Genomic DNA, 10,193 nt, shown 5'->3' on the forward strand with positions numbered 1-10,193 from the left:
TCCTTAAATTTCAGCTATAAGCTTGTTTTTCTCAAACTTTATGTTTTTGTATTTGTTTGAGTTTAGTAACACTACAATTACAGTATCATCCAACTTACGCTTTTTTAGTCTCTCTCGGTGCAATACAGCTATTTTTTGCCCTTGTGCAATTTGATCACCTGGTTTAATTAGTACGGAAATATCATTTGGCTGAAGTTTCATTGAATCCAAAGTTAAATGCAGCATTACTTCATCACCATGATCACCTCTGATCGTAATCGCATGCTTTGTTGGCGCAATTGAATTAACCTTACCGTCAATTGGAGAGTAGACGTCATCACTTTCCGGCTTAACTCCAAAGCAGCTTCCTAAACTTCCACTAGAAAATGCATGGTCACTTATTTCACTTTGAGAAATAATTTTGCCTATTACGGGAGCAGAGACGATATCACTTTTTAGATTTGACAACTGTTTAGCCTCTTTAAATTTATGACTAACATTTGACCTGTTGGTGTCATTATCTGATTTTTTCCTATTAAAAATAGATTTTAATGACATTTGATCTACTTTGGCATCATCATTCCATGACCATTTGGTGAACCAAACACCTATAAAGGATACTATCGCAACAAGCACAATTCCTCCTATTGCTTTGATTAAATTATTAGGATCCTTTGCATTGTAAAACAAAAGTAGATTAGTTAAATAATATGCACCATACGCATATGCTTTCGTCCCTACTATTCCGTTGTATATACTTAAAATTAAGCCAGTGACAAAATCTACAGCATACAAAACTGGCATTTTGTATAGAATACCATAAATAGTCGGTTCTGAAACACCACCAAATAGAGCTGAGATAGCAGCTGTCCAGGAAATATTTCTTCCTTTAACATTTTTTGATTTTAATGCAACCCATAATGCTACGAATCCAGGTACTAGCGTACCTGCCATAAACCAAATGTTAATAATATCATCATAACCTAGAGTGCTTAAATTTTGAGTTGCTATCGGAATTAATGCCAAGTGGAAGCCCGGCATGAATACACCAACTGTCATTGCAAAAGTATATATAGCTGGTACTGTTAGCCATGGCACTGTTTTTCTAAGGAATGCTATGAATGTACTAATACCATTCGTAAACAGACCGCCTAACGGTCCCGTCAAAGTTAATGTAATAATTGACATTAAAAGTAGTAAAGATACTGGTTTTAAAAAATAACGAATTGAATTAGGAATTATTTTTTTAAGCCAACGATCAAGTAAGCTCATAATCCAAATGGATAAGATAATTTGAACTACTTGACCATTGTATGTTTGCAAATGAACTGGCAACCCAAAATAAGATGTAAAGCCCGTTGCAGAACCTTTTGCAACCAAATTATTCCAGTCGGGATAAAGTAAGAAGCAAGCTAGCATGATTGATAAAATTGGATCCGTATCAAATTGCTTAGCTGATGAGTATGCCACCATGACTGGCAAAAAGTATAGAGCTGTTTGGCCCAAACTATTTAAAATAATATAAGTTGAATCAGTAGTTTTCAATTGGAAAAACATTTGTGCAACTATAATAATTAACGAGAAAAAGCCGGCACAAATTAAGGCAGGAATGACAGGGGCCATAATTTTAGCGACTAACTCCAAAAACTCCACAAAAAGAGTACCAACGTTTTTGCGCTTTTTTACTCTTTGCTTATTCTCTACATTTCTTGAACCTGAAAAACCGGCAATCTGCCCAAAAGAATTATAAAGATCTTCTATAATTTGACCCACAATGACCTGAACTTGGTTTGAAATTATTTCTACTCCCAGAACGCCCTCTATTTGAGTTAGCTTCTTTTTATCGACATTTTCAGTACTTTTTATGCCTAGTCTTAATCTTGTAGCACAATGATTAATTGAAGTTAAATTGTCCTTGCCACCAATATACTGCAAAATTTCCTGAGACATCTTATTGTAATCTAAAGCCATTTTTTACCTCATTTCAATTATCTGAATAAATTAGACGTTGTAGATGTAACAACAAATATTTCTGTTCTAATTTGTCCATTGAATGTCCATATTTTTCTTTCAGCTTATTATTAATATTCTTTATTAGCTGTTTTGTATTAGTAATAAATTCTTGATCAAAATCAAATTTGATATTTTGATCGTGATATTCCTGATTGGATACAAAGCGATAAGCATAGTATTGCAAATGTGTTCTAAACCTTTTATACGAAAAACTTTTTTTATCAAGATTGGGAAAAGCTGCATTTACTTCCCCTTCGACTTCTTTTACAACTTCCATTATCTGCTTGAGCTCATTCATTCCGTTGTTATTCCCAATCAAATTCACAACATCTATAGTTAAAAAACCAATTTCATCATTAGATAATTCAACATTTAAAGCAGCATCCAAATAATCTAATATCCATTCCGCAACTTGAAATTCTTTGCGATAAAAAAGTTCAGCTTCCTGCATAAAACCAAAAGGCATACTAATACTATGTTTATAGCGATACATTATTCCTTCAATATGATCTGAAATAACAAAGTAGGCATCATCTGAAAGTGGCTGTTCTAATTTTCTTTCTGCATAGCGAATAATAATAGTGGCCATTTCAAAATATTCATCAGGTATTTGTTCAATTAGCTTGGTAATTTTTTGATCAGCGTTAGTGTAAATTTTGTCAATTCTCGACTTATCTATTTCATCTCCTTCTTTTTTACCAAAAGTAATTCCTTTGCCAATAACAATAATTGAGTTTGAAAAACTATTGGTACAAATAGCTGCACTGTTATTTAGTTTATGAAGAATCTTCATTTTCTACCTCCTTTCCGTTTTAAGCCAAAATAAAAAGGCCAAATATTAACTATTTTAAAATAGTCTAATATTTGGTCTTGCTTTCAAAACGAAATAGCACCCATATTTAATTTCATGAATTTTGCGCCAAAGCTAACAATTTCACTGAAATTATTATATTTTATTTTTGTCCCTATTGCAAGCGATTTCAAAAGATATAATTTTTCAATATGTCTATCTAAGATTTAAGTTTCGCAATTTGTAGTATTTTTCTTAAGAAAATATATGAAAAAGTTTGGATTACAAAAGTTTCCGCTTTCCAAGTTTTATAAATTTTGGCTATAGTTCATAAAATGAGAGTTCTTGACTTAAAATACTTTTATACTACTTAGTTGACATCATTAAGGCATTAACCTCAAAATTCCAAAGTAAAACTTTTTATGACATTAACTTATCTTTTTCCGCCAAAAACTGGAAAATGACTGGCAAAGCCATAATCAAAAGTATTAATATTTTCCAAAGTAGCCATATCATCTTCACTTATTTCAAAATTCAATTCGGAATTTTGCTTCATATGTTCTGGATTGACAGACTTAGGTAAAACTACTGTGTTAAGTTGCCAATCATAACGAATACAAAGTTGTGCAACTGAAACATGATATTTTTCTGCCATTTTTTGAATTATTGCATTATTTAAAGCTTCACCATGCGCAACAGGTGAAAAAGACTCAACTATAATATTTTGCTGCTGACAAAAATCAATTAGTTTTTTAGGTGTTGCACCAATATGACAAAGAATTTGATTAACCATAGGCTTAACATCACTATTGTCAATTAAGTTCTGCAAGTCTTCTGGTTGAAAACTAGAAACTCCAATAGCACGCAATTTTCCTTTTTTCAAAGCGTCTTCTAAAGCGTGCCAAGTTTCTAAATTACCTGCAAAATGCCGATCATCAGATTGGTTTACCTCTTTCCATGGCTGTGGATTATGGATAATCATCATATCTAAATAATCAAGATCCATTCGCAAAAGAGTTTCATCAATAGATTTTTTAGCTTTTTGATAGTCTTTAATTTCGGCCTCTACTTTTGAGTTAACAAAAATTTGGTCCCGAGCAATACCTGAATTTTTAATCCCCTGACTTACTCCACTCTCGTTATGATAAGCTTGAGCAGTATCAAGATGCCTATAACCCATTTTTAAAGCAGATTCGACTGGTGAAGCTACTTCATTATCGGGAATTTTCCATGTTCCCAATGCCAGTTTAGGGATTTTTACCCCGCTATTAAGTGTTAATGTTTCTTCAAAAATCATAATTTTGCCCTCCTTATGCCTTTTTTTGAGTATAACGCTTAACTTCATGTTTAAGTCAATCATTTTTCACTTAGATTTTTAAAACTTTTTTAGTTACAATTAAGTTTAAATAGATAAAAGAAGGCAAATTTATGAAAAATGTTTACTTAATGCGTCACGGACAAACTTTATTTAATGTCCAACACAAGATTCAGGGCTTTTGTGATTCACCACTGACCTCTCTGGGAATTAAACAAGCACAAACTACAAAAAAAGAATATTTTGAAAATGAGCAGATTACTTTAGAAGAAGCACATTGCTCCACTTCTGAAAGGGCAATAGATACTTTAAAATTAGTTACTAATTTACCCTTTAAAACTCATAAAGATTTACGAGAATGGAATTTTGGTGCGTATGAAGGTGAGGGAGAGCACCTTAATCCTCCACTACCGTACAATGATTTTTTTGTTCAGTTTGGTGGCGAATCTCAAAGTCAGGTAGCTTTTAGAATCAATAAAGCGATTACAGAGATTGTAGAATCTTCATGCCATAAACAAATTTTAATCGTCTCCCATGCCGGAGCTATAGCTAATTTTTATAGAAAGTGGGAAAAATATAATATATTTAACCGTAATAATCACTATCAGAATTGTGCCGTTTTAAAATACGAATATGAAAATGGTATTTTTCGTTTGCAGTCAATATTTAATCCTAGCTGTTGAAGGAATTTAAAATCAAAAAGGCTAATAATTAGTATTATTAATCCACTTTTACGGAGTAAATAACACTAACCTATTAGCCTTTTTATTACCCAACTTTTTACTTTCACATTAAAGAATTTTGTACTCATTTTTGACAAAAATGTAGATTAGTTCTGCTTTCTGTCTTTTTCATAGTTATGGTGAATGACTTTAAATTTGTTCCCAAAGTATATTCAATCTTATTTGGCAAGCTTAAGTAATAATGCCAATGATTTTTTTTAAATATAGTTTTAGTGTCAATTTTACCCTGCATTGTATTAATTGACGTTTTTATTTTTGTAACTTCATCATTAAAATACGGATTAACTGAAATTTTTGAAAACCCAACAGCATTTTCAGTAAGACTTATACCGCCTAAAGCTTCAAAATACCATTTTAGATAACTAGCAAACATTGCATGATTACCAGAGTCAGAAAGTTTTCCATCAGTAAACTGTTCTTTTAAAACTTGATTTCCGTTGGATAACATGTGTTTAAAACTAATCTCACCTGACTTGGTAAGCCATTTATAAACAATGTCGTCTCTATTCTCTTTATGTAAAATTGTATAAAGAATGGATTGACCAAAAATTCCACAATTAAATATATTTTTTTCATCTTTAATTTTTTTTTCTAAACCTTTTAAAAGTATATTTTTACTTCCCAGATTCAGGAAAAGCGCAAAAGCATATGCAGTTTGAGACCTTTGGCCATATGTACCATCCTCATTTTTATAAAGTTGATCAATTGTTTTCCTAATTTTTCTGTTTTCTTCTAATAACTCATTTGTTTCTTTACCCGAAATGTTAGATATTTTGATTGTCAATTCATTGAATAATAATATTGTGCAATAACCCACAAATGTTTTGTCAGGCGTCGCTTCATAAAAATTTGTTAGTTTCGGACTTGCGTGATCACCAATATCTTTTTGAGCTAATGTTGATAAATCCCATGACATTAGATAGTCATATTGCTTTTTAACGTATGGATAACGATCAGCTACAAATTTCTGATCCGCATAATATTGATAATATTTATATATAAGATAAGGAAAAACTATTTGCCACAATAAAGGTCCTTCACCGTCTCCTGTACCGTTTGTTTGAATACCCATATAAGGAGCTGTTTCAGGTATTCCACCTCTATCGGTTTGACCTAACAAGAAGTCATCAATTACCTTACGATTAAACTGGCTTAAATCAAAAGTGTCACTCATTGCTGTAATTAAAGCAACAATATCTCCTCCGTATTGAAGGCGTTCACGTGCACAATCTTCATAAACTGAATGTACATTATTTAATCTTGTATTAATACCGGCATCAAATAAATTATTTAAAAAAGTATTATTTGTTTTAACCAAACCTGTTTGACTCAAATCGGTATGCACAGGTATGGCAAATATACTATTTATTTCATCAATACTCAAATTTTCTATTTCAATATACCTAAATGAATGATAAGTGAACTTATTTTTAAAGTTATTTGTACCTTTTTTAGCATATATTACATCCTTTTCAAATGCTTTTTCAGGAGAACCAGGTCCACCTGTTATTCCTGGAATATTTCCAATTCCGCCTGCAAAAGAAGTTTCATAAGCTAATTTCCCATTTTCTTTAGTTTCGCAATAAAATATCTGAACTTTTTTATTTTTTGTACATTCAAAGTTTAATTTTAAAAAGCCAGAAGTTGTTTTTCCGAAGTCAATTACTAACTTTTCACCTTTCTTGCTCATTTTTACAAAGTGAATAGGTTCAAATTCTCTAATTTTTGGAATAAAACTTTTAACTAGTGTTTGCTGTTCTTTTTCAGTAAGTTTTACAGTTTTGTAAGATAGCCGTTTCCCTTTAAAAGAAGAATCAACTTCTTCACCTAAAAATAAATTATTAAAAATACGATCACCTGTCATTAAATGCCAAGCACTATTACTGGTAAAAATGACATTACCTTCTAAATCTAAAAGATCTAAGACAAATTTAGGTTCTCCAACATCTTTTAAACCATGGCGAAAATTATGTTTTCCAAAAAACTTTAAGGGAAATGGATTATACATACCATTACCTAATTCAACTTCTATAAAATTTTCACCTAAATGAATCAGGCCTGTAATGTCATATTCATCGTAGTATTTTCTTTTCGAAAAATAGGTCCAATCGTTGTTCAAAACAGTATTGCTTGCGAGTCTACCATTAATTTTTAAAATATAGTAACCTAGCACACATATTTTTAACTTTAAGGAAATTACTTTTTCTAAATTAAAGTTCCCAGAATATATGACTGATGGATTTTTTTGATAATATTTCTCTTCATTTAAACCATAATTAATATGTCTTCGCGTTAACCAATGTCCCTGAAAAGTTCTAGTCATTATTTCCCTTTTTCATTTTTAATCTCTAATTTTAAATTTTGTTCATCTGCAATTTTAACAAACGGTATCCATATGAGTGTAGCAACAATGAAGCAAACAAGTTGTAAGATTGCACCACGCCAGCTTCCAGTTACTAAAAATCCACTAATAATTGGAGGGGTAGTCCAAGGAACTTGAACCGTTCCATTGGGTATTGGAACTAAATTCGTAACAAATGCTATGTATGAAATAATCGCTGAAACTGCCGGAGTTATTATTAAAGGAATAAAGTAAGTAAAATCAAGCATCAATGGAATACCAAATAAAGTTGGTTCACCTATTCCAAAAATATAAGGTATAAGTGCAACTTTTTTTAGTGCTTTGTATCTTTCGCTATGTGCAACTATAGTTATGGCAATTATAGCACCTGCTACACCAATGCTGGCAAACTGATCCCAAAAGCTTTGATTTATAACATTAGGTAGTGCTTTATGCGTTAAATAAGCTGTTTTATTTTGATCTTGCAATACCTGTAGAATTGGTGTCATTACGCTATTAACGATACTATCTCCATGTATACCAAAAAACCATAAAAATTGTGAAAACAGTTTTGCTATTACAATACCAAAAATTGATCCTCCAACTGCTTTTAATGGTGTACCAAGAATCTTATTAATTATCTCAAGCGCACTCAAATTAAAATATGTTCCTAAAATTATTCTTATAACCCAAAAGACAGTTATAACAATCAATGAAGGAATAATTGATTCAAAAGGTTTTGAAACAGCAGGTGGCACTGAAGATGGTAATTTTATTGTAATCCCTTTTTTATCTATAGTTCTATAAATGATAGCGACAAGAATTGAAACAACTATTGCTAAAAAGATAGACTGACCCCCTATGTTTGTAACCTGAAGTATGTTATTACCATTTTTATCAAGCTGATAAGGTGTCAAAATAAAGAAACACACTAATGCTGTTAACATTATCGGTGTATCATCTAACTTCATTTCAATCGCAAGGTTTTTTGATATAGCTAGCAAAACAATTAGACCGCCAATTACTAAACTAGCATCGTTTACTATTCCCAATCTTGCAGCGAATTCATTTACACTTAACTTAAAAAGAGAAGCTAAAAAACTAGTTACTTCTGGAATTGGAAAACTTCCAATTATTAAAAATACTGACGCTATAATAGTAAATGGTACATAAGCTAGCATTCCATTTTTAATTGCTTGAATATACGCATTTGAATTGAAAAAAGCTGATAATTTTCCCAATTTTCCTTGTATTTTTTCTGTCTGACTTGTTTTCATAATTGAATCTCCATGTTATCACTTTCTATGTAAATGCATTTACTTTTTCTTTCAATTCGAATTGTAAGCGATTCATATTAATGCTACAATATCAAAAAGTTTAATCATTTAGAACAAAAATACAGGTAAGAATAATGGAAAAAAATATATACGCTCAATTGCTTGAGCCTAATCCCATTGAGTCTTCTCAATTAATTGACCACAAATTCCATAGCGATTTTAAAAATAAAACTCTTATTAGTTTAGAAAATTCACAGATACCTATTTTTACAACTGGATTTATTAAAAACAGAGAGATTTATATTGCGAAGCATAATCGCTTTGCCTCATATCCCAAGCATTCACATACATTTGTGGAAATCAATTACGTACTCAGTGGAAAAGCAGAAGAAATTGTTAATGGTCAAAGAATAATTCTTGAAAGTGGAGATTTGTTGCTATTGGATATAGGAACAGTACATTCTATTAAGTCACTTGACTTTAAAGATATTCTTATAAATATTGTTTTTAGAGATATTAATTATGCATTTGATAATTTAAATAAAATCAGTGAAAATGATACGATTGGAAACCTATATTATTCTAATATTTTTGACAAACATTTTCTTTTATTCAAAAAAGAAGATACCGAATCTAGTTTACAAACAATAGTGGAATTAATGATTACAGAATATTTACAAAACCAAAAAAATGCGGATTCCATACTAGACTCATACATAAATGTTTTTTTTAAATTATTATTTCGTAATATTAATATTAATTCAAAAACTATTTATGATAGTGAACAAGATAAACTAGTATTACTAATCTTAAGAGAGATAATGAACTCCTATCAAACAATATCACTCAATCGTATTGCTACTAAATATAATTATAATAGAAATTATTTAGGCAACCTATTTAAAGAAAAGCTTGGAGATACTTTTTCAAATGTCTTAACTGATAAAAGACTGTCAGTTGCCTATGAGAAGCTATTGCATAGTAATGATTCGGTTTATCAAATTGCTAATTCAGTTGGTATTTCAAATACAACCTTTTTTTATAAGAAATTTAGAGAAAAATACCACGAACTTCCTTTGGAAATTAGAAAGAAAAAACAGTAGTAAAAATAAAGTCTGATCAAAAAGAATAGATAAAAGTTTGGAAAAAGAAAAGGGCTAATAAATTAACGTCTCATCAACGTAATTTATTAGCCTGTAAATTAAAGTTTTTTCAAACTTTTTATTTTATTATTCCAAATTCAATGAGCTCTTGTCAAAACCAGCTGACTTAATCTTGTCATCAATTGATGGAGTACCAAGCCAAGTGATCATTTCCTTCATTGAAGCTGTAATTGCTTCAGTACCAGGAAGAAGAAGCTTACGAGGGTCATAGCCCTTGTTGTCCTTGTCTTCATCTTTATGAGCTTCAAAGTACTTACGAGTAGCAGCTTGGAAAGCTAATTGGAATTCAGTGTTAATGTTAACTTTAGAAATTCCAAGGGAAATAGCCTTCTTAACTTGCTCTTCAGGAATGCCTGAACCACCGTGTAATACCAATGGTACAGAAACTGCATCAGCAATTTCCTTTAAGCGATCAAAGTTCAATCCCTTCCAGCCTTCTGGGTAAACGCCGTGAATGTTACCAATACCACAAGCAAGTTTATCAACACCTGCGGCTACAAAAGTTTTTGCGTCTTCAACAGATGCTAATTCTCCACCATCAGCTCCTTGGTTTTCACCAATTTTACCAATTT

Annotated in this window: 8 protein-coding genes; 2 read left to right on the forward strand and 6 right to left on the reverse strand. The window is 31.1% G+C overall.

The window, feature by feature from the left end; translation table 11 throughout:
- Positions 1 to 3: 3 nt before the first annotated feature.
- From Q0K80_RS03040 to Q0K80_RS03050, 3 genes are all read right to left on the reverse strand, one after another.
- Positions 4 to 1,950 carry a PTS glucose transporter subunit IIA gene (locus tag Q0K80_RS03040; RefSeq protein ID WP_294602937.1) on the reverse strand — a complete coding sequence of 649 codons (1,947 nt, stop codon included), beginning with the start codon at positions 1,948 to 1,950 and terminating at the stop codon, positions 4 to 6.
- A gap of 13 nt (positions 1,951 to 1,963) precedes the next feature.
- Entirely contained in the window at positions 1,964 to 2,785 is an 822-nt protein-coding gene (locus Q0K80_RS03045; RefSeq protein ID WP_294602940.1) for a PRD domain-containing protein, read from the reverse strand.
- A 430-nt stretch (positions 2,786 to 3,215) separates the two neighbouring features.
- Positions 3,216 to 4,082 carry an aldo/keto reductase gene (locus Q0K80_RS03050; protein WP_294602958.1) on the reverse strand — a complete coding sequence of 289 codons (867 nt, stop codon included), beginning with the start codon at positions 4,080 to 4,082 and terminating at the stop codon, positions 3,216 to 3,218.
- 128 nt (positions 4,083 to 4,210) lie between these two features.
- On the opposite strand from Q0K80_RS03050, the gene Q0K80_RS03055 reads away from it, so the two are divergent.
- Complete coding sequence (locus Q0K80_RS03055; protein ID WP_294602942.1) at positions 4,211 to 4,780, forward strand: histidine phosphatase family protein; 570 nt, start codon at positions 4,211 to 4,213, stop codon at positions 4,778 to 4,780.
- Between the two features lie 124 nt (positions 4,781 to 4,904).
- Here Q0K80_RS03055 and Q0K80_RS03060 read toward each other — a convergent pair whose 3' ends face one another.
- Entirely contained in the window at positions 4,905 to 7,163 is a 2,259-nt protein-coding gene (locus Q0K80_RS03060; RefSeq protein ID WP_294602945.1) for a family 78 glycoside hydrolase catalytic domain, read from the reverse strand.
- Entirely contained in the window at positions 7,163 to 8,458 is a 1,296-nt protein-coding gene (locus Q0K80_RS03065) for a PTS transporter subunit EIIC (RefSeq protein ID WP_294602946.1), read from the reverse strand. Before Q0K80_RS03065 ends, Q0K80_RS03060 begins: the two co-directional genes overlap by 1 nt.
- Positions 8,459 to 8,592: 134 nt before the next feature.
- Here Q0K80_RS03065 and Q0K80_RS03070 point away from each other — a divergent pair, with 134 nt between their 5' ends.
- Positions 8,593 to 9,561: an AraC family transcriptional regulator gene (locus tag Q0K80_RS03070; RefSeq protein ID WP_294602949.1), complete on the forward strand. Its 969-nt coding sequence runs from the start codon at positions 8,593 to 8,595 to the stop codon at positions 9,559 to 9,561.
- A gap of 126 nt (positions 9,562 to 9,687) precedes the next feature.
- Here the strand turns inward: Q0K80_RS03070 and Q0K80_RS03075 are convergent.
- The coding region (locus Q0K80_RS03075) for a class II fructose-bisphosphate aldolase (RefSeq protein WP_294602952.1) at positions 9,688 to 10,193 on the reverse strand (506 nt) is incomplete at its 5' end.

Source organism: uncultured Lactobacillus sp., from assembly GCF_945290125.1.
Classification (GTDB): domain Bacteria; phylum Bacillota; class Bacilli; order Lactobacillales; family Lactobacillaceae; genus Lactobacillus; species Lactobacillus rizhaonensis.